The following is a 23064-nucleotide window of genomic DNA, read 5'->3' on the forward strand; positions in this document are numbered from 1 at the left end:
GATTGAAAAGGGAGAAAATCTGGTGCGCTAGCATAGCATGAGACGCAGAGAGTTGAGAAAGACGATATTGGACAAAGACATTATTTATTACGATTAAATTCCAGCATTAACAACAATTAACTAACGATTAATTCACGAGCCATGTAAAGCGATTTGCCATGATAGAGAGATGACATCCCGAATCACATACACTAGTAATGTGATTCGGGTAAGTGAACGTAGCCAACACCGCTGTCGCGTTTAGGTACGAAGCCCACGCCCACGTTCAATCAAAAACCAAGCCCATGCATAAAACACTGCAATAAACACCACCAACACACCGATGGTAAACACCAGTGGCACATCGGTAATACCGAGGAACCCATAGCGGAAGCCGCTGATCATATATACGATAGGATTGAGCTTCGACACGGCCAGCCAGAACGGCGGCAAAAGTGACAATGAGTAAAATACCCCGCCCAGATAGGTCAATGGCGTTAACACAAAGGTTGGCACCAAACTAATATCATCGAATGTTTTGGCAAATACCGCATTCAACAAACCACCGAGAGAAAAGACTATTGCGGTCAGCAATAGTGTCAGCGCAATCATTGCCCAAGAGTGGACGTGCAGCGGCACAAAGAACAGCGAGATAATGGTGACCAGAATACCGACACAGATACCGCGCGCTACCCCACCGCCGACATAACCGATAATCACGATATGGGTTGGCACGGGTGCTACCAGCAACTCTTCAATGCTACGCTGGAATTTTGCCCCAAAGAATGACGCCGCGACGTTGGCATATGAGTTCGTGATCACCGCCATCATAATCAGGCCAGGGACGATAAACTGCATGTAGTCAAAGCCCCCCATATCCCCGATTCTGGACCCGATCAGGTTGCCAAAAATAACGAAATAGAGCGACATGGTGATCACTGGCGGCACCAGTGTTTGAATCCAGATACGCGCAAAACGCGTGATCTCTTTGATCCAAATACTCTGTAGAGCTACCCAATACAGGCGGGTCATGCTTTTTCTCCCCCATTGCCATTGACTAAGGTGACAAATAGCTCTTCCAGACGGTTAGCCTTGTTGCGCATACTTTGTACCTGAATTCCTTGTGCGTTCAGTTGGCTAAATAGCCCATTGAGCCCCTGTTCACGCTTTACATCAACTTCTAACGTTGAGGTGTCTGTCAAACGATAACTATAGCCTTCCAGCTTAGGTAGGGGGCTCTTGATCGCCAAATCAAAAATGAAGGTTTCGGATTCGAGTTTACCCAGCAACTCCTTCATCGTGGTATTTTCGACCAACTCCCCGTTCTGGATTATGCCGATATTGCGGCACAGCATTTCAGCTTCTTCCAAATAGTGCGTGGTCAGGATGATAGTGGTTCCCTGTGCATTCAGTTCCTTCAGGAAGCCCCACATCGAACGGCGCAATTCGATATCGACACCAGCGGTAGGCTCATCGAGAATCAGTAGTTTAGGTTCATGCATTAGGGCACGAGCGATCATCAAACGGCGCTTCATCCCACCCGATAAACGAATCGCACGTTCATCACGTTTGCTCCACAAATCCAACTGGCTGAGATATTTTTCAGCACGTTGCAGCGCTTCACGTCGCGTCACACCGTAATATCCTGCTTGTGTGACCACAATCTGCAAGACCGTCTCAAACGGATTAAAGTTAAATTCTTGTGGCACTAACCCAAGCTGACGTTTAGCATTCACGATGTCCTGGTCGATATCGTAACCAAACACATTCACTTTGCCCGATGTTTTGTTCACCAATGAACTGATAATCCCAATGGTGGTAGATTTACCCGCACCATTTGGCCCGAGCAGAGCATAAAAGTCGCCTGCCTCTACGTGCAGATCAATCCCACGCAGTGCCTGAACGCCACCTGCATAGGTTTTGGTCAGTTGCGTTATTTCCAGTGCATATGTCATAAGTAAAAAAGGACCTTATTCAATGGGTATCTCGGGTGCCGCAATACATTCATCACTTGCTTAATCTACCCTCATTGAAGCAAACCATTGAGAGTAAAAGGGATCCAAACAGACACCGAGTCGATGTTACGCAGACAAAATTGCGTCATCAAAGGAACCACAGTTCCGATTTCAAAATTGGAATCATTGCCGTATATTATTCTATCGCAATCCGTTCATTACAGGCTATTTACATTCATGAAAGAAATAGAAAAGCTCATCGCGAACAATCGGACATGGTCAAACACCATCAGTAAAGACGATCCCGGTTTTTTTGAGCACCTGGCAGAAGCCCAGAAACCTCGCTTCCTGTGGATTGGCTGTTCAGACAGTCGCGTCCCTGCGGAGCAGCTTACCGGTTTGAAATCTGGCGAGTTATTTGTTCACCGTAATGTTGCAAACCTGGTTATCCATACCGATCTTAACTGCTTGTCCGTGGTGCAATACGCCATCGACGTTCTACAAGTTGAACACATCATTATTTGTGGTCACCTTGGCTGCGGTGGTGTTGAAGCCGCCATCAAAGGCGAAGAGATGGGGTTGATTGATAACTGGTTACTGCACATCCGTGATCTTTGGTATAAGCACAGTTCACTGCTGGGCGAACTCCCGCAAGAAGAACGTAGCAATGTGTTATGCCAAATTAACGTGGTAGAACAAGTGTACAACTTAGGTCATTCGACGATTGTTCGTTCAGCGTGGAAGCGTGGACAAAAAGCGATGATTCACGGTTGGGTATACGGGATTGAAGACGGCTTACTGCGTGATTTAGAAGTATCTGCCACCAGCTTAGGTAGCCTTGAAATGGTCTATCGCAAAGCCATGGCTGAGTTGTTGCAGCAAAAAACCAAAGAAGACTAATCAGTCTATGGGAGGGTACGGTAAAACGCGCCCTCTCCCATCAATCAATACCGCGCTGAATCAGTTAAAACCGCACACTTTATCTTTAAAAAGGCGTATCAAACTAAAACAGTTTGCGTGCGCCTAAAGTGAGTGGTGCTTATTCGTCTAACATCACCACTTTACCGACATAAGGTAAGTGCCGATAACGCTGGGCGTAATCAATACCATAGCCCACAACAAATTCATCTGGAATCGCAAAACCGACCCACTCAACAGGCACTTGGACTTCGCGACGCTGCGGCTTATCTAACAAGGTGCAGATAGCCAGTGATTTTGGTCCACGCAGTTGCAGAATCTCACGCACTTTACTCAACGTATTACCGGAGTCGATGATGTCTTCAACAATCAGCACGTCTTTACCACGGATATCTTCATCCAGATCTTTTAGGATTTTGACATCGCGAGTCGTACTCATGCCATTGCCATAGCTGGAGGCCGTCATAAAATCGACTTCATGAGAAACATCTATGGCACGACATAAATCAGCCATAAACATAAATGAACCACGAAGCAACCCGACCAGTACCATTTCACTGCCGCTATCGCGATAGTGTTCTGAGATTTGGCGGCCTAATTCGGCAATACGGGTCTTTACTTCCTGTTCGGAAATCATGACTTCTACAATATGTTTCACAGCCAACATACCTATTTGAATTAATTGATTTTATACCCATAACGCACTGATTAAGATTGGCTTATGGATACAGAGTAATGCCCTTAGCTTAACACAAATCAGGGAATACCCTGTAGTGACAGCCAGCGTTTGAGGGCGCAGAGTATAGCAAAAATGCCCTCATAGATGCATTGATAGCAGTGAAACAAAAAGATTAATCCCCGCGAGGAAAAGATCTGAAAAGTGTTGAAGAACTCTGACTACTGACCTTGCCGATGAGTTTTACAAGGTATAATTATTGAATCAATTATAGAAATGACTAACTTGCTAACTAATTTATAAGAAAGGACTGTTTGGATGAACTATCAATCCGCCAATATGCTAGTTTCCTCTGCAAAAATTGCGGTCATCGCGATGTTATGCCTGCTTGTTTCATTTGTTGGCCTCAGCGCCTCCGCCTTTTACTTACTCATTATTGGGTTAGCTTTTAGCGTATGGGTCTCTATCGCTTTACATCATCAAACTGAAAAAGGCTTCGTCAATCTTAATACTGATAAAACACAATGGATAACTTATGTACAAGGTATACCGGTGCGGGAAACTCGCTCATCGTTAAAGAACCCTTGTTTTATCAATGTGGCGCGTTTGTCCTCTTTTTTTACGCGTTTCCTGATCATCAAAATACTCATACAACTGGCATTAATTTATTTAGCGCTACAGCAAACTCTGCATCTGACAACTACATTTAGCCCTGATCTGCTCTTAGCACTGAGAGTTATCGGCGTGGTGGTGGCCTGTATTCTTATCCAGAGACTATGGCTGACAGTGAAGACATTGCTCGCACTGCGACGTTCAGAGTGGGTGTTTGAGGAAGTCCCAAAAGAGGGGTTTAGCTATTATCAGGCTTATATCATCAAGCACGATAAAAAAAGTGGCGAGCAGCGTCTTCAGCCGGCCTTGGCAGAGCTTCTTGCGCTATAACGCAACGGTTCACGTGACAAAAGATGCGTAACTTCCATTCACTCAACGCTGATCCGTAAAAAGTCCCCGGCAACCTTACCGGGGATGAATTCAAGCGCTTACGGTAAAGCCCATCATCATGCCGGTGTCTTCATGCTCCAACAGATGGCAGTGTGCCATATAAGGCATCGCAGCAGGCGCTAAGTGGTTAAAGCGTACTAATATTTCACTGCGCGCGCCTTCAACTCTCACGGTATCTTTCCAGCCACGGCGATGCTCTGCTGGCTGCTGACCATTCTCGGTCAGAATACGGAACTGCGTACCGTGGACATGGAATGGGTGCAGCATCATGTCGCCCTCACCAGAAACCGTCCATTTCTCATATTGGCCTTGTTTGGCATCAAATGCCGCTTCCGTCATCGAAAACGCTTTGCCGTTGATCATATTGGCATGGCTGAAATCAAACGCTGGGGCTGCTTTCATCGCACCATGGTCCATGCCATTCATTTTTCCATGACCCATACCGGCCATATTGCCATGATCCATGCCCGCCATGCCGCCGTGATCCATGCTCATACCTGCCATGGCTTGCATGCCATAGCGGCTCATCAATGCCTGCATTCCCAGCATATCCAACTTAGGATCCATCATCAGTTGGAACCAACGCTCTTGTAAACCGGCCGCATTGGCGAGTGCGGGCACCACAACCAGCGAATCTGGTAATACTTTACTGCCAGCGACCAATGAAGGTTGGATGCGTAATACAGGTAGCGGTTTATCGAATGGCGCTAATGTCATGCCCATCTGTTTTACCGATAACGTCACCAGATCCAAGGCCTTACCATCCGAGGTGTCCACCAGCACTTCAAAACGCTCCCCCATTAAGATGGGTAATTCACGTACCGCGACCGGTTCAGCCAATAAGCCGCCATCACTACCGATGACATACATAGGTCGGCCGTCGCTGAGCGCCAGATTCAGTGAGCGAGCATTACAGCCGTTGAGTAGCCTTAAGCGCACCCAACCACGCGGCGTAATTTGCTGCGGATAACGCGCACCATTGGTTAACATCTCGGAGCCAAACCAGCCAACAGCCGCAGTCATAACGTCCAATCGATAGTCAATCTGACCATCTTTACCGAGCAACTTATCCTGCAAAATAACCGGAAAATCATCTACGCCCCACTGTTTAGGCAGGGGCAATTTCTCGCTTTCTGCGTCATCAATGAGCACTAAGCCGCCTAGCCCCATCGCGACCTGACGACCGGTTTTGCCGTGAGTATGGGGATGGAACCAGCAAGTTGCGGCGGGTTGATCGAGAGTAAAGGCAACTTGACGCGTTGCTCCAGGCTGAATAAGCGCCTGTGGGCCACCATCGACTTCACCGGGGATTTCCAAACCGTGCCAATGCACTGTCGTCGTCTCCGGTAAAGCATTGGTGATATCAATCGTGACGGGCTTACCCCGTTGCAAGCGAATCGCTGGCCCCAATAAATTGCCGTTATAGCCCCAAGTTTGAGTGGCAGCGGAAGGTACCCAAGCCATCGTCCCCGTCTGAATATTTAGCTTAATTTTGCCATTGGTATCCGGTTGGAGCAGTGGTGGGATGGGTAACGGTGAAAAATCTGCGGCCAAAGCCGCGCGGCTCCATAAAGGCAGTGAAGTGGCGGCTCCAAGAGCTGCCGTTAACTTGATAAAATCACGGCGATGCATGGTCGTCTCCATTCTAGAAAATCGATAACGGCTGATGACAAGTCAGTATTTATCGCAGGTGAGTGCCTTAATGGCACAAAACAGTTCTCGCATTCGCGATAAAACGTATTGTGCTCGAGCATAAACCCTCCCCTAACGGGAAGGTCAAGGCGCAATCAATCACACTGTGAATCAATACAACGCATAGTAAAAGTCATCGCGACATCTCCTGACCCCGCCGCCTCATATTGACGGGGAGAATAAAATTTACTCTGAACCATCACAATGTGATAACGTCTGTTAACAATGAACAAGCCCCTATCTCCGCGATGAAAAGAACAACGTTAGTTATGCTGCTGCTTACTCTGTGCGGATATTCATCTGCCAGTTCTGCATTAAGTGAATCTGAAGCAGAAGATCTTGCTGATCTGACTGCGGTATTCGTCTATCTGAAAAATGATTGCGGGTATAACGAACTACCCAATAATGAAATCAAGCGGGCCATCGTCTATTTTGCGCAGCAAAATCGCTGGGACCTGCGTAATTACAATAGTTTCAATATGAAAGCCTTAGGCGAAGAGAGTTACCAAGACCTTCGTGGCATTGCTATTCCTGTACCGAATAAGTGCAAGTCTTTAGCCCGTGACTCGTTAAGTTTATTGGCCTACGCTAACTAGCAATCCCACCTTTATCTTTTCCGCTTGGAATTCCGCCGTGCAACCTCAGGCAGAGTTGGCTATGATGTTGCCCCCCATTTTTCATGGCTGTTACTGCGAAGGAGAAGCCCCGAACATGTCACAGAAAGAACTATGGTATGAGACACTACATGCCAACTTCGGCCAGTACTTTTCAGTTGAAAACGTACTCTACCGCGAAAAAACCGAGCATCAGGATTTAGTGATTTTCGAAAACCCTGTACTGGGCCGAGTGATGGCTTTAGATGGTGTCGTGCAGACCACCGAGCGTGATGAGTTTATCTATCACGAAATGATGACTCACGTTCCGTTGCTGGCCCATGGACACGCAAAAAAGGTACTGATCATCGGTGGTGGTGATGGCGCAATGCTGCGCGAAGTCAGCCGCCATAAAAATATCGAGCAGATCACCATGGTCGAAATTGATGCCGGTGTCGTCTCGTTCTGTCGCCAATACCTGCCAAATCACAGCGCCGGTGCTTACGATGACCCTCGCTTCAAGCTCGTTATTGATGATGGCGTTAACTTCGTTAATCAAACGACTGAAAAATTCGATGTCATCATCTCAGACTGTACCGACCCCATCGGCCCTGGGGAAAGCTTGTTCACCTCAGCTTTTTACGAAGGATGCGCACGTAGCCTGAACGACGGCGGCATTTTTGTGGCACAAAACGGAGTGTGCTTCTTACAACAAGATGAAGCGGTCGACAGCCACAATAAGCTTAGCCACTATTTCAGCGATGTCAGCTTTTATCAGGCAGCAATCCCAACCTATTACGGTGGTATTATGACCTTCGCTTGGGCGAGTCAGAACCCATTATTACGCCAGTTAGATAGCGCTACACTGCAACAGCGTTTTGCCGATGCGGGCCTAACCTGCCGCTACTATAATCCAGACATTCATGTTGGCAGCTTTGCATTACCACAATATCTGTTGGATGCCTTAATCAAGTGAGTCATCGCTGCGACATGTAAAATGCAGCAACGAAAAACAAGAAGGGTATCGTTGTTGATAATCCATAAGGAGCTGAACCAAATTGTCCAAGCTTAAACTACACGGCTTCAATAACCTGACAAAAAGCCTGAGTTTTTGTATTTACGATATTTGTTATGCCGAGACCGCAGACGATCGCGATGGCTATATCGCCTACATTGACGAACAGTACAACGCCAACCGTCTGACCGAGATCTTGAGCGAGACTTGCTCGATCATTGGTGCAAATATATTGAATATCGCGCGTCAGGATTATGATCCGCAAGGTGCCAGTGTCACCATTTTGGTGAGCGAAGAACCGGTTGACCCTCGTGATGTTGATACCTCAGAACACCCTGGCCCACTTCCCAATACGGTTGTCGCTCATTTGGATAAAAGCCATATTTGCGTCCATACCTATCCTGAAAGCCACCCTGAAGCAGGGCTATGTACGTTCCGTGCGGATATCGAAGTCTCTACCTGCGGAGTGATCTCACCGCTAAAAGCGCTAAATTATCTGATCCACCAACTGGAATCCGATATCGTCACCATGGATTATCGAGTGCGAGGATTTACCCGAGATATCAATGGGGTAAAACACTTTATCGATCATAAGATCAACTCGATTCAGAACTTTATGTCAGACGATATGAAAGCGCTGTACCACATGATGGATGTGAATGTTTATCAGGAAAATATTTTCCATACCAAGATGATGCTAAAGGATTTCGATTTGAAGCATTATCTGTTCAATGCCAAGCCAGAAGAGCTAAGTGCACAAGAACGAGAGCGTATTACTCGCCTGTTATACAAAGAAATGCAGGAAATTTACTATGGCCGTAACGTGCCAGAAGTTTGATAACACTTGGGTCAGTTGATATTTAAAATCCCGGTTTAGGCCGGGATTTTTGAGTGGCAACATCAGCCATATCTAAATTTTTATCGTTCTGAGAATTAACTCGCTAATAATTGATCTCTCGCTATTCCCATTATCCTGACTGGCGATGTATAAGAAGAACCTATTTTCCCTCTGAAGTTGCACAAGGACGCTGCCCCACCCATGAACCGCCTCCCTACCCTGTATGGCATTATTGCGATTTTGCTTTGGAGCATGAGTGTTGCCCTTACACGCGGGCTGTCCGAAACGCTTGGGCCGTTTGGCGCAGGCGCGGCTATTTACACTGTCAGTGGAGTTTTAGTGTGGTTGGTGGCGGGCAAACCGACATTGCGCGGGCAACATCCTGCCTATCTGTATGGCTGCGGTGTGCTGTTTGTGGTGTATATGGTGGCGTTCGCGCTGGCTATCGGTATGGCCAATGATCGGCAGCAAACACTAGAGATTGGCTTGATTAACTATTTATGGCCGAGCTTAACGCTGCTATTAGCGGTTCCTATCCTCAAACTGCACGCCCGTTGGTGGCTATGGCTTGGTGCCGCCCTTGCGCTGTTTGGTGTTATCTGGGTAGTCAGCGGTGGCGATGGTCTGAGCATCAAAACTCTCAGCGCCAATGTCAGTAGCAACCCATTGGCTTACAGTTTGGCACTGGTGGGCGCATTGACGTGGGCCGCTTATTCAAATCTGGTTCGTTTATATAGCCGAGGCCCCGGCGCGTTGCCGCTGTTTTTACTCGCCTGCGCCCTGTGTTTATGGCTGATGTTCTTTATGCTGACACCCGGTGAATTGCACTTCACCCAACGGGCGAGTTTTGAACTGCTCCTGATGGGCGCGAATACCGCACTGGCCTACGTGTGTTGGGATATCGCCATGAAAAAAGGCAACGCCACACTGGTCGCTGCCCTCTCTTACTTCACACCTTTGCTATCAATACTGATTGCCAGCTTGTGGCTCAATACGCTCCCGTCACCCGCCTTCTGGCCGGGCGTAGCAATGGTCGTGGTCGGTTCACTGCTTTGCTGGTCTGCCAGCCGTGCCACTAGTTAGTCTGAATAAAATGACGGTAACCCTGTAACACCAGAAGAAAATCTTCTAAGCCGCAAAGGCAAAGGCTTTCTTCATCGTAATAATTCATGCCATCTTCCATCTCGTCACCTTCGAGATCCAGTTGATTGGCGCGCACCATCACTTCTTCACCGTCTAACCACAACGTATATTCATGGCCAGTGAGTTGCCACTGGCGCTCACTGCCTTTCACCTCAGCAGCGGCGGCTTCAATTTGATCCAGCTTGGCTAAGTCACCTTTAATCTCTTCATTGAGCCAGTGCCCAATCACTTCATGCCCCATGGAGAATCTAACGAGCACTTGCCCGGTTAAATCACGCAAGAATTCATAGTCCATAGCACGCCCTCCTGATATCAATGTACCCAAAATCATTGGGGCGCGACGCCTGCCGTCACCTCAACTAAGAAGGGTATTATTAGTTTAAACGTTATTAGCCCCCTCACTTGGCGCAAGCTCGCAAAGCCAAAAAATAGCTAAAAATTTTTAATCAAATGAGGTTTTTAAAATAGAAACGGGAGGCCAATGGCCCCCCGTTTGTTTAGCAGGTGCAGAATATATCGACTTAGACAGCGGTTTGGAAGATCACACCATCGGCTTTTTCAGTATATTGCGTCAACTGATCAAAGTTCAGGTAGCGATAAGTGTCCTCTGCGGTCTTATCAACCTGAGCGATATAAGTTTGGTACTCATCCGGTGTCGGTAGGCGACCCAGCAACGAGGCGATCGCGGCCAATTCAGCCGAGGCCAGATACACATTTGCCCCAGTACCTAAACGGTTCGGGAAGTTACGCGTTGAAGTCGACACCACCGTCGCACCATCTGCCACTCGTGCTTGGTTACCCATACACAGTGAACAGCCTGGGATTTCAATGCGCGCACCACTGTTACCAAAGATGCTGTAATAGCCCTCTTCTGTTAGTTGCGCGGCATCCATTTTGGTCGGCGGTGCAACCCACAAGCGTGTTGGCAATTGGCCCTTGTGTTGGCCCAACAACTTACCCGCCGCACGGAAGTGACCGATGTTCGTCATGCAAGAACCGATAAACACTTCATCGATTTTGCTGTTGGCAACATCAGATAACAGGCGAGCATCATCGGGATCGTTTGGCGCACACAGGATTGGCTGAGTAATATCAGCCAGATCGATTTCGATCACTGCGGCATATTCAGCGTTAGCATCGCCTTCCAGCAGATTCGGGTTCGCTAACCAGCTTTCCATACCATTGATACGGCGCTCCAGTGTGCGGCGATCGCCATAACCTTCAGCAATCATCCACTTGAGCAACACCACGTTAGATTGCAGGTATTCAGTAATCGGCGCTTTATCCAGCTTGATGGTACAACCCGCCGCAGAACGTTCCGCAGACGCATCAGCCAGTTCGAATGCTTGCTCAACTTTCAGTTCTGGCAAACCTTCGATTTCCAGAATTCGGCCAGAGAAGATGTTCTTCTTGCCTTGCTTCTCAACCGTCAGCAGACCTTCCTGAATAGCGTAGTAAGGGATAGCATGCACCAGATCGCGCAGGGTGATACCCGGTTGCATTTTCCCTTTAAAGCGCACCAGCACGGACTCCGGCATATCCAGCGGCATGACGCCAGTGGCGGCGGCAAATGCGACTAAACCAGAACCCGCTGGGAAGGAGATCCCAATAGGGAAACGAGTATGAGAGTCACCACCTGTGCCAACGGTATCCGGTAACAGCATACGGTTCAGCCATGAGTGGATGATGCCATCACCTGGGCGCAGCGAGACACCACCACGGTTCATGATGAAATCAGGCAGTGTGTGATGAGTCGTCACATCAACGGGCTTAGGATAAGCCGCAGTATGGCAGAATGACTGCATCACCAAATCCGCCGAGAACCCTAAACACGCCAAGTCTTTCAACTCGTCACGAGTCATCGGGCCGGTGGTATCTTGCGAACCCACGGAGGTCATTTTAGGTTCGCAGTATTCACCAGGGCGCACGCCAGCCACGCCACAAGCGCGACCCACCATTTTCTGGGCTAATGAGAAACCTTTATCGCTTTTCGCAACAGGCTTCGCCACACGGAATACGTCGCTAGCGGGCAGACCCAGTGATTCACGGGCTTTCGTGGTCAAGCCACGGCCCACGATCAATGGAATACGGCCACCGGCACGCACTTCATCCAGTAATACGTCTGTTTTAAGCTCGAAAGTAGCTAAAATCTCACCGGTATCATGACGACGAACTTCACCCAAATACGGGAAGATATCAATCACATCGCCCATATTGAGCTTAGCAACATCCACTTCGATAGGCAGTGCGCCAGCATCCTCCATGGTATTAAAGAAGATAGGGGCAATCTTGCTGCCCAGCACTACACCACCACCGCGCTTATTCGGCACGTAAGGGATGTCATCCCCCATAAACCACAGCACGGAGTTAGTCGCTGACTTACGGGAAGAACCGGTACCCACTACGTCACCGACGTAAGCCAACGGGAAACCAATCTTGTTCAGTTCTTCGATTTGCTTGATCGGACCCACGCTACCCGGTTTATCCGGATGGATACCTTCGCGGGCGTTCTTCAGCATAGCCAACGCATGCAATGGAATATCAGGGCGTGACCAAGCATCAGGGGCTGGGGACAAGTCATCGGTATTCGTTTCACCGGTGACTTTAAATACGGTAACCGTAATTTTCTCGGCTAATGCTGGGCGAGAAAGATACCATTCGGCATCGGCCCAAGACTGCATGACTTGCTTGGCATGCGGGTTACCCGCTTTGGCTTTTTCTTCCACATCGTAGAAGTTATCGAACATCAGCAGCGTGTGAGATAGCGCTTTGCCCGCAATGGGAGCCAGCTTTTCATTATCTAACGCATCAATCAGCGGATGGATATTATAGCCGCCCTGCATGGTGCCAAGCAGTTCAATTGCTTTCTCAGCGGTAATCAGGGGGGAGTGGGCATCACCTTTGGCAATCGCAGCCAGAAAACCGGCTTTAACGTAAGCGGCTTCATCAACACCCGGTGGTACACGGTTAATCAGTAGATCTAACAGGAAGGCTTCTTCGCCCGCAGGCGGATTCTTTAATGATTCAACCAGCGCGGCCATTTGAGATGCATCTAATGGCTTGGGGACGATACCCTCAGCAGCACGCTCGGCTACGTGCTTACGGTATTCTTCTAGCACGACTCTCTCCTCGCTTTTATTGTCATATATTTTGCCAGGCTATCTGTTGCCACTTGCCATCATTACTGAGGTAGTAGGTGTAAGGTAAGACGCCCAGTTTCGCCCAGCCAGCATATCAGTATTTGAACTCTGTGTTAATTCGTTCACATAAAAGCAACATTAAATTTTTGCTGAATCGTTATGTACAGTTTATTCAACTGAGCTATTGATAACGGCTCTCAGTTAGCCCGTAGCCACCGAGTTTTATCAGCTAAAATGGCTAGCGCATAATAACCATAATTAATGAATGGATACCATCTCTCTCTGAGCGTCTCGTGCTTTCGGTAGGACTTTTGGGGCGATGAATAGCGAATGGAAGATATTTGGTGGTAAATGAAACAGAAACAGCCGATATCGACTGTTTCTGTCATTAATACAGAGAGATGATTAGAACTGGGTATTCAAGCTAACAAAGTATGTGCGTCCCGGTTCATTGTACGTCGCCGCACCTGCTCCAGCGATGCCCGCAACGCTCTGAGCATTACCCGCACGGAACTGGCGTTTATCGAACAAGTTTTCAATGCCGGTGGTTACGCTGACATTTTTGGTCACGGTATAGGTGCCACTAAGGCCAAAGATGGCATATGGGCTGACTTCATTGAGCGCAGTCCCTGTGACTGGCAGCCCTTGATAATCATATTTCTTCGGTTTCTGGCGGCCATACCAAGTCACGGTTGAGAGTAAAGATAAGTCATCCGTTGCCTGCCAACTGACTGAACTGTTCAGCGTAAACTCAGGGGTGATGGATAAGTAATCGCCCGTGGTTTTATTCTTCGATTCCAGCATGTAAGTCAGATTGCTGCTCCATTGGACCGTATCGGTGAATGGCACAGTCAGGTTACCTTCCAGCCCTTCCACTAATGCCTTAGGCACGTTTTCCCACTGGAAAATATCAGAGTTTGCATAAGCACCGGTCCCGCCATTGGCCGTCCCAAGAGAAACCAAACCTGGCTCAATTTTATTGCGATAATCGTTACGGAAGTAAGTGATACCGGCAATAATGCCTTCGTTATTATGGAACTCAAACCCAATCTCTTTGTTCACGCTGGTTTCAGCCGACAGCGAGTCATTCCCCATCAGGTAGCAGCTACCGCCACCGCCATAGCAGCCTTGACCACGGCTATAGAGCAAGTAATTCGGGTTAGTTTGGTACAAGTTAGGGGCTTTATACGAACGTGCAATCCCCATTTTCATGGTGAAGTAATCACCCAATTCTTGCGACACGTTTAACCCAGGGCTCCAGTTACTACCGGCAGTGCTATGGTGATCAAAACGCAGCGCTGGCGTGAGCATGGTGGTCTCGGTCAACTCGATATTATCTTCAACAAACACAGAGGCTATCTGCGCTGAAGTACGAGTATCGCGTCCCGTTCCTGTCAGGCCGCTAACATTGCCGCCTTCGGTCGTGGTTTGAGTATTGGAAGTCGGATCATTCATTTTCTGATCGTTCCACTCAGCACCCACGGTCATCACCTGATTAAAGCCCCATTCGAATGGCACGTTAACTTCACTGTGGGCCCGATAGTTATCCAGTTTGATGGTGCTGAAACCGTTATTCGAGAAGATGCCTTCTGTACCGCCAGCTAAGCCTTCGTTGATGCGCGAGTTACGTGTTTGCGCATACTGAACATAGGAGGTTGAGCTAACGCCGTTATCCCAGAAACCACGGTGTGTCACCGAGAAATTCTCACGGTACATGCGGTTAGTTTCTGCGCCGTATAAACTGCGCACAATGGCGTTACTATTGGTATTTTGTGTATCACCGGTATAAATGTTCCCTTGGCGGCTATAGCCAGCTTCGAACTCCAGTGATTGGCCTTGGGCGAAGTCCCAATGCAATAAGCCATTGATATCTTTATTACGCACGCCTTCACGGCCAGCAGGCAGTGTGCCCACTTGGTTACCTGTCCGAGCGGATTCATGACCGGCGTTGATATCCCAAGCATCCGCATCCGTTTTATTGTATCCGCCGTATAAACGGAAACGCAGCGTATCCGTCAATGGCCCCATCAAGTTGAAGTCAGTACGACGGGTCGCCCCTTCTGCACTGTGCTCCGGCATATTCATGTAGGCATTCCAGCTACCGTGTAGCTCTTTATCCGGTTGCTTAGTGATGATGTTCACCACACCACCGGCGGCACCGTTACCGTAACGAGCGGCTGACGGCCCACGCAGAACTTCGATTTTCTCAACCATATTCGCGGGCACCCAGTTGGTATCACCACGGGTATCACGCTCGCCACGCCAACCATATCGCACGGCATTACGGCTCGTGACAGGGATTCCATCAATCATAATCAGCGTGTTTTCTGGCCCCATGCCACGAATATCAATTTGGCGATTGTTCCCGCGCTGGCCACTGGCGGAGTTACCGGAAAGATTCACCCCCGGCATGGTGCGGATAATTTCGGACAGGTCATTGGCCGGTGGGCGTTTGCGGATATCTTCGGCGGTAATGGTTGAGGCACCCAATGCTTGGCGCACTTGCTGCTGAGCGGTCACGACGAGCGTATCACCCGTTGCCGCTTTATTGCCAGCGTCTGCGGTTTCCTGTGACGGTGTGGTTGCTGTCTCTGCCTGAGCTTGTGTGGTAGTCTGAGCCTGATTTTGTGTGGTAGCTTGAGTTTGCGCCCAGAGCGGTGTTGAAAGGCTAATACTGATCAAACTCGCTAAGGTCGTCAGCGAGCGGCGCGGCCATTTTACGTTCATTAACTTTCCCCGATGCAAAAGCCCACAGCAAATGTCAGCAGAGGAAAATCCCTACCAATCTATTAATGGGGCAACAAAAACGAACAAGATTGATAATTATTTTCATTATCAATTCACGGCGCTAATTGTTACATTTGCAACCAAAGAAAAGGTTTGTTTAAACGGCAAAGCTGTTTGTTGTAAAGTCAATGTTGCCCTAATGTCATACGGGTTCTAAGGTCAATCAGGCTGTCAGGTTAATCGCGCCATAACGTCAATGTCAGTGGAGAGTCATTATGTCGACGGTGAAGAAAACGAAGTTACGCACTGTCTCCCCCTCATCCAAGCCGATTTATCGTGATCAGATTGTGCAACAATCCAATCTGGTCGCCAGCGATTATCAGCTAAGTGGTGCAAAGTCATTACCCACTGACCCGGTATTGTTTGGTGATTTTCAGGTATTACGCCTGAACCCACATCTGATTCTCCATACCGCGAACGTCACTAATCTTTGCGATATCAAGACACAAAATCAGCTCAATCCGGCGCTAAAATTAGCGATTGTGGTCAATGGCAGCGCACATATTTCTTTTGGCGGCAAACAACTGCATTTACAGGAGAAAGGCGATGCTTCGCTGGTTTCATTAACTGAAAGCACGTTGTTTACCCGCCACGGCAAAAATAACAGCCACGAGAGAACGCTCACGCTGACCTTTGATCGTGAATGGCTATACGGGGATTTGATGCCACAAGATGGCCATTGGGATGCACTGTATAACTTCACACAGCAGCATTTAGCGATTCATCTCTGGCGACCTTCAATCCATGCGCAAGCTATCGCCCAGAAAATCGTTAACTCCCCGCCCTTCGCTACCCCACTGGAAAGATTGCAGTGGGAAACACAGTGTATCAGCTTGATTATTGAGGCGTTTAGCTCACTAGAACAATTAGCTCAACAGCAAAATAAAGTTTCACTCCGTGGGTTAAACCGCGTTCAACAGGTACGTGACTGGCTGGAGAGTGGTGAAGCAGATCACTTATCGATGAGTGAATTAGCGCGCTTGGTGAACATGAGCCAAAGCACCTTGCAGCGGCGTTTTCGTGAAAGCTACAACATCACGGTGTTTGAATATCTGCGTCATTGCCGTTTGAAACGTGCAATGCTGGCCTTGCAGAAGGAAGGGATCAGTATCGATCAAGCTGCCGCCATCGCGGGTTATACCAGCCCAGCCAATTTCGCCACCGCCCTGCGGCGAACCTTTCATATCACCCCCAGCCAGTTACGAGCTGGGCACTTTCTTGATTTCTAGGCGCAGGCTGATTAAAAGCGTTAAATAAAAAACGGCCCCGATAAAGGAGCCGTTTCAACGTTGAAAGCAGGAGACAACTGACACTGCCTCAGCAAAAAGAATTTATTTCTTTTTCGCTTTCGGGTTAGGCAAGTCGGTAATGCTACCTTCGTAGATTTCCGCCGCCAGACCAACAGATTCATGCAGTGTTGGGTGAGCATGGATGGTCAGCGCAAGATCTTCCGCATCACAACCCATCTCAATTGCCAGACCGATTTCACCTAACAGCTCGCCGCCGTTAGTCCCGACAATCGCACCACCGATGATACGGTGAGTTTCTTTGTCGAAAATCAGTTTAGTCATACCATCAGCGCAATCTGAAGCGATAGCACGGCCCGATGCCGCCCACGGGAAGGTGGAGGTTTCGTAGCTGATGCCTTTTTCTTTCGCTTCTTTCTCGGTCAAACCAACCCATGCGACTTCTGGTTCAGTGTACGCAATAGATGGGATCACTTTCGGATCGAAGTAATGCTTCAGGCCAGAAATAACTTCAGCGGCAACGTGGCCTTCGTGAACACCTTTGTGTGCCAGCATTGGCTGACCGACGATGTCACCGATAGCAAAGATATGCGGCACGTTAGTACGCAGTTGTTTATCCACGTGGATAAAGCCACGTTCATCGACTTCAACGCCAGCCTGACCTGCATCCAACAGCTTACCGTTAGGTACGCGGCCGATAGCCACCAGAACCGCATCATAACGCTGTGGCTCAGCCGGTGCTTTTTTGCCTTCCATCGTGACGTAGATACCATCTTCTTTGGCTTCTACGGCAGTGACTTTGGTTTCCAGCATCAGGTTGAATTGCTTGCTGATACGTTTAGTGAAGACTTTCACCACGTCTTTATCAGCAGCAGGAATCACTTGATCAGCCATTTCTACGACGTCAATCTTAGAACCCAGCGCGTGGTAAACGGTACCCATTTCCAGACCGATGATACCGCCGCCCATGACCAACAGACGCTCAGGGACGGTTTTCAGTGCCAACGCATCAGTTGAGTCCCAAACACGTGGGTCTTCATGAGGAATGAATGGCAGTTGGATTGGACGTGAGCCCGCAGCGATAATCGCGTTATCAAAGGTGATGGTCGTTGGACCATTTTCGCCTTCAACCACTAAGGTATTCGCACCGGTAAATTTACCAAAACCGTTAACCACTTTGACTTTACGGCCTTTAGCCATACCTGCCAAACCACCGGTTAACTGATTGATAACTTTCTCTTTCCAAACACGTACTTTATCGATGTCAGTTTTAGGCTCGCCAAAAACGATACCGTGTTCAGCCAGTGCTTTGGCTTCTTCGATCACTTTAGCAACGTGTAACAACGCCTTGGATGGGATACAACCCACATTCAGACAAACGCCACCCAGTGTGGAGTAACGCTCAACCAGAATGGTTTCTAAACCTAAATCCGCGCAACGAAAAGCAGCAGAGTACCCTGCTGGACCTGCCCCAAGTACCACGACCTGAGTTTTAATTTCAGTACTCATCATGACCTCTTAATTGTTTGTCCGGCGGGTCTGACGTCATTTCATTAGACTCATAAAGTTCATAACGCCGTTCATTCACCGGGATACTGACACGCGGCAGTTTACAGAATTGTTAATAATCTGAAAAGCTGCATCACGTGACGAGTGTCTCAACAACCTTGTCGACTTATGTAAAAACAAGGCCGGCGCGAAGCCGGCCTTAACGATTACATCACCAGACGGCGAATATCCGCCATAATGGTCGCGATATACGCTGCGAAGCGAGCACCTGCTGCGCCATCGATCACACGGTGGTCGAAGGACAGAGACAGAGGCAGCATCAGACGTGGAGCAAACTCTTTACCATTCCAAACAGGTTTCATGGATGATTTTGACACACCCAAGATAGCCACTTCTGGTGCGTTGACGATTGGCGTAAACGCCGTACCGCCGATACCGCCCAGGCTGGAGATAGTGAAACAGCCGCCTTGCATATCAGATGCAGTCAGTTTGCCATCACGCGCCTTCTTCGAAATGACCGACAGCTCGCGAGACAACTCGACAATACCTTTTTTGTTCACGTCACGGAATACCGGAACAACCAGGCCGTTAGGGGTATCAACCGCCACACCGATGTTGATGTATTTCTTCAGCGTCAGTTTCTGACCATCTTCTGAAATGGAGCTGTTAAAGCGTGGGAACTCTTCCAATGCTTTGGCAGCCGCCTTCATCAGGAACACCAATGGGGTGATCTTCAGATCTTGTTTCTTCTTCTCAGCTTCGATGTTCTGTTGCTTACGGAAGGCTTCAACTTCAGTGATATCCGCTTCGTCGAATTGTGTCACATGTGGGATCATGACCCAGTTACGGCTCAGGTTCGCACCAGAGATTTTCTGGATACGGCCCAATTCGACTTCTTCGATTTCACCAAACTTGCTGAAATCTACTTTCGGCCAAGGCAACATGCCAGGCAAACCACCGCCTGAAACTGCAGGTGCAGACTCAGCACGTTTCACTGCCTCTTTCACGTAAGCCTGAACGTCTTCGCGCAGGATACGGCCTTTACGACCGGTGCCTTTGACTTTCGCCAAATTCACACCGAACTCACGGGCCAAGCGACGGATAACCGGAGTAGCATGCACGTAAGCATCATTCTCGGTAAATTCGCCTTTGCTCTCTGCTTTCGCCGCTGGGGCTGCTGCTGGAGCCGCCGTTGCAGCCGGTGCTGCTGGCGCTGCTGCTTGCGGAGCTGGAGCCGAAGCGGCCGCAGGTGCTGCGCCTTCCACTTCGAACACCATGATCAGGGAACCGGTTTTCACTTTATCGCCGGTGCTGATTTTGATCTCTTTCACGATACCCGCGAAAGGAGCAGGGACTTCCATGGAAGCCTTGTCACCTTCAACAGTGATCAGTGATTGTTCAGCTTCAACTTTATCGCCAACTTTCACCATCACTTCAGTGACTTCAACTTCGTCGTCACCGATGTCTGGCACTTCAACGTTTTTAGCCGCTGATGCCGCTGGCGCAGCAGGTGCTGCTGCCGGTGCTGGTGCAGCCGCTTGCTCTTCAGCTTTAGCAGGTGCCGCAGCGGCACCCGTTGCTTCGAAGATCATCATCAGCTTACCGGTAGCAACTGTGTCACCAACGGCAATTTTGATTTCTTTCACCACACCCGCCTGCGGAGAGGGGACTTCCATAGAAGCTTTGTCGCCTTCAACGGTGATCAGCGATTGTTCCACTTCAACAGTATCGCCAACTTTCACCATAATTTCGGTGACTTCAACTTCATCCGCACCGATGTCCGGTACATTGATTTCGATAGACATTTGTTCTTTACCTCTTATGCCAGACGCGGGTTAACTTTATCAGCGTCGATACCAAACTTAGTAATTGCTTCTGCAACTACGCTGGTGTCGATGTCACCGCGTTTAGCCAATTCACCCAGAGCAGCAACCACAACGTAAGAAGCATCAACTTCAAAGTGGTGACGCAGGTTCTCACGGCTGTCAGAGCGGCCGAAACCATCAGTCCCCAGAACGCGGAACTCGCTAGCAGGAATGAAGTTACGAATTTGTTCAGCGAACAGCTTCATGTAGTCGGTAGAAGCAACGGCTGGTGCGTCATTCATCACCTGAGCCACGTAAGGAACACGTGGTGTTTCTGATGGATGCAGCATGTTCCAACGCTCACAATCCTGACCATCACGGGCCAGTTCAGTGAATGAAGTCACGCTGTAAACGTCAGAACCGACACCGTAGTCGTTAGCCAGAATCTGAGCGGCTTCACGTACGTGACGCAAGATTGCGCCTGAACTCATCAACTGCACTTTGCCTTTGCTACCTGCAACAGTTTCCAGTTTGTAGATACCTTTACGGATACCTTCTTCTGCGCCCTGTGGCATGGCTGGCATGTGGTAGTTTTCGTTCAGCGTCGTCAGGTAGTAATAAACGTTTTCCTGCGCTTCGCCATACATACGTTCCAGACCGTCATGCATGATGACTGCCACTTCGTAAGCATAAGCTGGATCGTAAGAGATACAGTTCGGGATAGTCAGTGACTGAATATGGCTATGACCATCTTCGTGTTGCAGACCTTCGCCGTTCAGTGTGGTACGACCTGAAGTCCCGCCGACTAAGAAGCCACGTGCTTGTTGGTCACCCGCCGCCCAGCACAGATCGCCGATACGTTGGAAACCGAACATGGAGTAGTAGATGTAGAACGGGATCATTGGCAGATCATTGGTGCTGTATGACGTTGCCGCCGCCAGCCATGAAGATGCTGCACCCAGTTCGTTGATCCCTTCTTGCAGGATCTGACCTTTTTCGTCTTCTTTGTAGTAAGCAACCTGCTCACGGTCTTGCGGGGTGTATTGCTGACCATTCGGGCTGTAAATACCAATCTGACGGAACAGACCTTCCATACCGAAAGTACGCGCTTCATCGGCGATGATTGGCACGATACGATCTTTGATAGATTTGTTCTTCAGCATCACGTTCAGTGCACGCACGAAAGCGATAGTGGTAGAGATTTCTTTATTCTGCTCTTCCAGCAAGGAACTGAAATCTGACAAAGCAGGGATTTCCAGTTTCTCGGTGAACTTAGGCATACGGGTTGGCAGGTAGCCTTCCAGCGCCTGACGGCGTTCATGCAGATATTTGTACTCTTCTGACGCTTTATCGAAAGTAATGTATGGCAGTTTTTCGATATCAGCATCAGCAACAGGCACATTAAAACGATCGCGGAAGTGGTGAACCCCTTCCATGTTCATTTTCTTGACCTGATGGGCAATGTTTTTACCTTCCGCCGTTTCACCCATGCCGTAACCTTTAATGGTGTGGGCTAGGATAACGGTTGGTTTGCCAGTCGTATCTTGTGCTTTTTTCAGTGCGGCAAAGACTTTCTTCGGATCATGACCACCACGGTTCAGAGACCAGATCTCTTCGTCGCTCATGTCTTTCACTAATGCAGCAGTTTCTGGGAAACGACCAAAGAAGTGTTCGCGCACATAGGCGCCATCTTTGGATTTGAAGGTCTGGTAGTCACCATCCAGCGTTTCGTTCATCAGTTGGATCAGTTTACCGCTGGTATCTTTACGCAGCAGTTCATCCCAACGACCACCCCAAATCACTTTCAGAACCTGCCAGCCAGCACCGCTGAAGATGCCTTCCAGCTCATTAATGATTTTGCCGTTACCGGTCACTGGGCCATCAAGACGCTGCAAGTTACAGTTGATAACAAAGACCAAGTTATCCAGTTTTTCACGGGTCGCGATGGTGATCGCACCTTTAGATTCTGGCTCATCCATCTCGCCGTCGCCCAAGAAGGCGTACACGGTCTGTGCTGAAGTGTCTTTCAGACCACGGTGAGATAGGTATTTCAAGAACTTGGCTTGATAGATAGCGCTGATCGGGCCAAGGCCCATTGATACCGTTGGGAACTGCCAGAATTCAGGCATCAGTTTCGGGTGCGGGTAAGAAGACAGACCTTTACCGTGAACTTCCTGACGGAAGTTGTTCATCTGATCTTCAGTCAAGCGGCCTTCAAGGAAAGCACGTGCGTAAACGCCCGGAGAGATGTGACCTTGGAAGTAAACCAAATCACCGCCGTCTTTTTGAGTACGCGCACGGAAGAAGTGGTTGAAGCAAACTTCGTAGAAGGTAGCGGAAGACTGGAAGGATGCCATGTGGCCGCCCAAATCCAGATCTTTCTTCGACGCACGCAATACGGTCATCACGGCGTTCCAACGGATAGCGGAACGAATGTTACGCTCCAGTTCCAGGTTGCCCGGGTAAGCCGGTTCTTCTTCTACTGGAATTGTGTTGATGTAATCACGGCTGGCTGAACCAGCAGCAACACTCACACCACCTTTACGGGCTTCGCCCAAGACCTGATCAATCAGATACTGAGCACGCTCAACACCCTCTTCACGGATAACCGATTCAATCGCCTGTAGCCAGTCGCGCGTTTCGATCGGATCCACGTCATTGTTTAAACGTTCTGACATGGTGGTATTCCTTATCTGTTTCTAATGGTTTATTTGGAGCCTATCTTCCTGTGCTTTAACCCCAGGCTAAAGCACGTGCCCTGGTGA

General features: G+C 48.9%; 17 protein-coding genes. 7 read left to right on the plus strand and 10 right to left on the minus strand.

All coding sequences use genetic code 11. The features are described from left to right. Positions 1-240: 240 nt before the first annotated feature. Positions 241-1011, minus strand: coding sequence for an ABC transporter permease (locus BN68_RS10060; RefSeq protein ID WP_019211043.1), 771 nt, complete (start codon positions 1009-1011; stop codon positions 241-243). Next, positions 1008-1934, minus strand: coding sequence for an ABC transporter ATP-binding protein (locus BN68_RS10065; RefSeq protein WP_019211044.1), 927 nt, complete (start codon positions 1932-1934; stop codon positions 1008-1010). Before BN68_RS10065 ends, BN68_RS10060 begins: the two co-directional genes overlap by 4 nt. 237 nt (positions 1935-2171) lie before the next feature. Between BN68_RS10065 and can the strand changes: the two genes are divergently transcribed. Continuing rightward, positions 2172-2834, plus strand: coding sequence for a carbonate dehydratase (gene can, locus BN68_RS10070; protein ID WP_019211045.1), 663 nt, complete (start codon positions 2172-2174; stop codon positions 2832-2834). 139 nt (positions 2835-2973) lie between these two features. Here can and hpt read toward each other — a convergent pair whose 3' ends face one another. Beyond that, complete coding sequence (gene hpt, locus BN68_RS10075; RefSeq protein ID WP_042806689.1) at positions 2974-3510, minus strand: hypoxanthine phosphoribosyltransferase; 537 nt, start codon at positions 3508-3510, stop codon at positions 2974-2976. Positions 3511-3846: 336 nt separating this feature from the next. On the opposite strand from hpt, the gene BN68_RS10080 reads away from it, so the two are divergent. Further along, positions 3847-4470 (plus strand): hypothetical protein, encoded by a 624-nt coding sequence (locus BN68_RS10080; RefSeq protein WP_019211047.1) that lies wholly within the window; start codon positions 3847-3849, stop codon positions 4468-4470. Positions 4471-4560: 90 nt separating this feature from the next. Here the strand turns inward: BN68_RS10080 and cueO are convergent, their stop codons facing one another. Next, entirely contained in the window at positions 4561-6162 is a 1602-nt protein-coding gene (cueO, locus tag BN68_RS10085; RefSeq protein WP_019211048.1) for a multicopper oxidase CueO, read from the minus strand. 308 nt (positions 6163-6470) lie between these two features. On the opposite strand from cueO, the gene BN68_RS10090 reads away from it, so the two are divergent. The 4 genes from BN68_RS10090 to yddG all read left to right on the plus strand — a co-directional run bounded on the left by BN68_RS10090 (position 6471) and on the right by yddG (position 9751). Next, the gene (locus BN68_RS10090) at positions 6471-6818 is read left to right on the plus strand and encodes a YacC family pilotin-like protein (RefSeq protein ID WP_042806629.1); all 348 of its coding nucleotides are present in this window, start codon (positions 6471-6473) and stop codon (positions 6816-6818) included. Between the two features lie 115 nt (positions 6819-6933). Continuing rightward, positions 6934-7791, plus strand: a complete 858-nt coding sequence (speE, locus tag BN68_RS10095; protein WP_019211050.1) for a polyamine aminopropyltransferase — start codon at positions 6934-6936, stop codon at positions 7789-7791. A gap of 82 nt (positions 7792-7873) precedes the next feature. Then, complete coding sequence (gene speD, locus BN68_RS10100) at positions 7874-8668, plus strand: adenosylmethionine decarboxylase (RefSeq protein ID WP_019211051.1); 795 nt, start codon at positions 7874-7876, stop codon at positions 8666-8668. Positions 8669-8869: 201 nt separating this feature from the next. Next, positions 8870-9751: an aromatic amino acid DMT transporter YddG gene (gene yddG, locus BN68_RS10105; protein WP_019211052.1), complete on the plus strand. Its 882-nt coding sequence runs from the start codon at positions 8870-8872 to the stop codon at positions 9749-9751. Here the strand turns inward: yddG and yacL are convergent. The 3 genes from yacL to BN68_RS10120 all read right to left on the minus strand — a co-directional run bounded on the left by yacL (position 9744) and on the right by BN68_RS10120 (position 15678). Further along, on the minus strand, positions 9744-10106 hold the full coding sequence (gene yacL, locus BN68_RS10110) for a protein YacL (RefSeq protein WP_019211053.1): 363 nt from the start codon (positions 10104-10106) through the stop codon (positions 9744-9746). The two genes, yddG and yacL, sit on opposite strands and share 8 nt — an antisense overlap. Before the next feature lie 226 nt (positions 10107-10332). Then, complete coding sequence (gene acnB, locus BN68_RS10115; RefSeq protein WP_019211054.1) at positions 10333-12930, minus strand: bifunctional aconitate hydratase 2/2-methylisocitrate dehydratase; 2598 nt, start codon at positions 12928-12930, stop codon at positions 10333-10335. A 426-nt stretch (positions 12931-13356) separates the two neighbouring features. Continuing rightward, positions 13357-15678, minus strand: coding sequence for a TonB-dependent siderophore receptor (locus BN68_RS10120; RefSeq protein WP_019211055.1), 2322 nt, complete (start codon positions 15676-15678; stop codon positions 13357-13359). Between the two features lie 275 nt (positions 15679-15953). Between BN68_RS10120 and BN68_RS10125 the strand changes: the two genes are divergently transcribed. After that, positions 15954-16967 carry a helix-turn-helix domain-containing protein gene (locus BN68_RS10125; RefSeq protein WP_019211056.1) on the plus strand — a complete coding sequence of 338 codons (1014 nt, stop codon included), beginning with the start codon at positions 15954-15956 and terminating at the stop codon, positions 16965-16967. A gap of 102 nt (positions 16968-17069) precedes the next feature. On the opposite strand, the gene lpdA is transcribed toward BN68_RS10125, so the two are convergent. The 3 genes from lpdA to aceE form a co-directional block, all read right to left on the minus strand. Further along, the gene (lpdA, locus tag BN68_RS10130) at positions 17070-18494 is read right to left on the minus strand and encodes a dihydrolipoyl dehydrogenase (protein ID WP_019211057.1); all 1425 of its coding nucleotides are present in this window, start codon (positions 18492-18494) and stop codon (positions 17070-17072) included. A gap of 206 nt (positions 18495-18700) precedes the next feature. Continuing rightward, positions 18701-20299 carry a pyruvate dehydrogenase complex dihydrolipoyllysine-residue acetyltransferase gene (gene aceF / locus BN68_RS10135; protein WP_019211058.1) on the minus strand — a complete coding sequence of 533 codons (1599 nt, stop codon included), beginning with the start codon at positions 20297-20299 and terminating at the stop codon, positions 18701-18703. A gap of 14 nt (positions 20300-20313) precedes the next feature. Next, positions 20314-22977 (minus strand): pyruvate dehydrogenase (acetyl-transferring), homodimeric type, encoded by a 2664-nt coding sequence (gene aceE / locus BN68_RS10140; protein WP_019211059.1) that lies wholly within the window; start codon positions 22975-22977, stop codon positions 20314-20316. Positions 22978-23064: the final 87 nt, after the last annotated feature.

The organism is Yersinia massiliensis CCUG 53443 (assembly GCF_000312485.1).
Classification (GTDB): Bacteria; Pseudomonadota; Gammaproteobacteria; order Enterobacterales; family Enterobacteriaceae; genus Yersinia; species Yersinia massiliensis.

Bases quoted from the DNA above. Each gene is read 5' to 3' on its own strand.
- BN68_RS10080 (WP_019211047.1), top strand. From the start codon at position 3,847: ATGAACTATCAATCCGCCAATATGCTAGTTTCCTCTGCAAAAATTGCG.
- speE (WP_019211050.1), top strand. From the start codon at position 6,934: ATGTCACAGAAAGAACTATGGTATGAGACACTACATGCCAACTTCGGC.
- lpdA (WP_019211057.1), bottom strand. From the start codon at position 18,494: ATGAGTACTGAAATTAAAACTCAGGTCGTGGTACTTGGGGCAGGTCCA.
- BN68_RS10090 (WP_042806629.1), top strand. From the start codon at position 6,471: ATGAAAAGAACAACGTTAGTTATGCTGCTGCTTACTCTGTGCGGATAT.
- BN68_RS10060 (WP_019211043.1), bottom strand. From the start codon at position 1,011: ATGACCCGCCTGTATTGGGTAGCTCTACAGAGTATTTGGATCAAAGAG.
- aceF (WP_019211058.1), bottom strand. From the start codon at position 20,299: ATGTCTATCGAAATCAATGTACCGGACATCGGTGCGGATGAAGTTGAA.
- cueO (WP_019211048.1), bottom strand. From the start codon at position 6,162: ATGCATCGCCGTGATTTTATCAAGTTAACGGCAGCTCTTGGAGCCGCC.
- BN68_RS10125 (WP_019211056.1), top strand. From the start codon at position 15,954: ATGTCGACGGTGAAGAAAACGAAGTTACGCACTGTCTCCCCCTCATCC.
- yacL (WP_019211053.1), bottom strand. From the start codon at position 10,106: ATGGACTATGAATTCTTGCGTGATTTAACCGGGCAAGTGCTCGTTAGA.
- can (WP_019211045.1), top strand. From the start codon at position 2,172: ATGAAAGAAATAGAAAAGCTCATCGCGAACAATCGGACATGGTCAAAC.
- aceE (WP_019211059.1), bottom strand. From the start codon at position 22,977: ATGTCAGAACGTTTAAACAATGACGTGGATCCGATCGAAACGCGCGAC.
- BN68_RS10065 (WP_019211044.1), bottom strand. From the start codon at position 1,934: ATGACATATGCACTGGAAATAACGCAACTGACCAAAACCTATGCAGGT.
- BN68_RS10120 (WP_019211055.1), bottom strand. From the start codon at position 15,678: ATGAACGTAAAATGGCCGCGCCGCTCGCTGACGACCTTAGCGAGTTTG.
- yddG (WP_019211052.1), top strand. From the start codon at position 8,870: ATGAACCGCCTCCCTACCCTGTATGGCATTATTGCGATTTTGCTTTGG.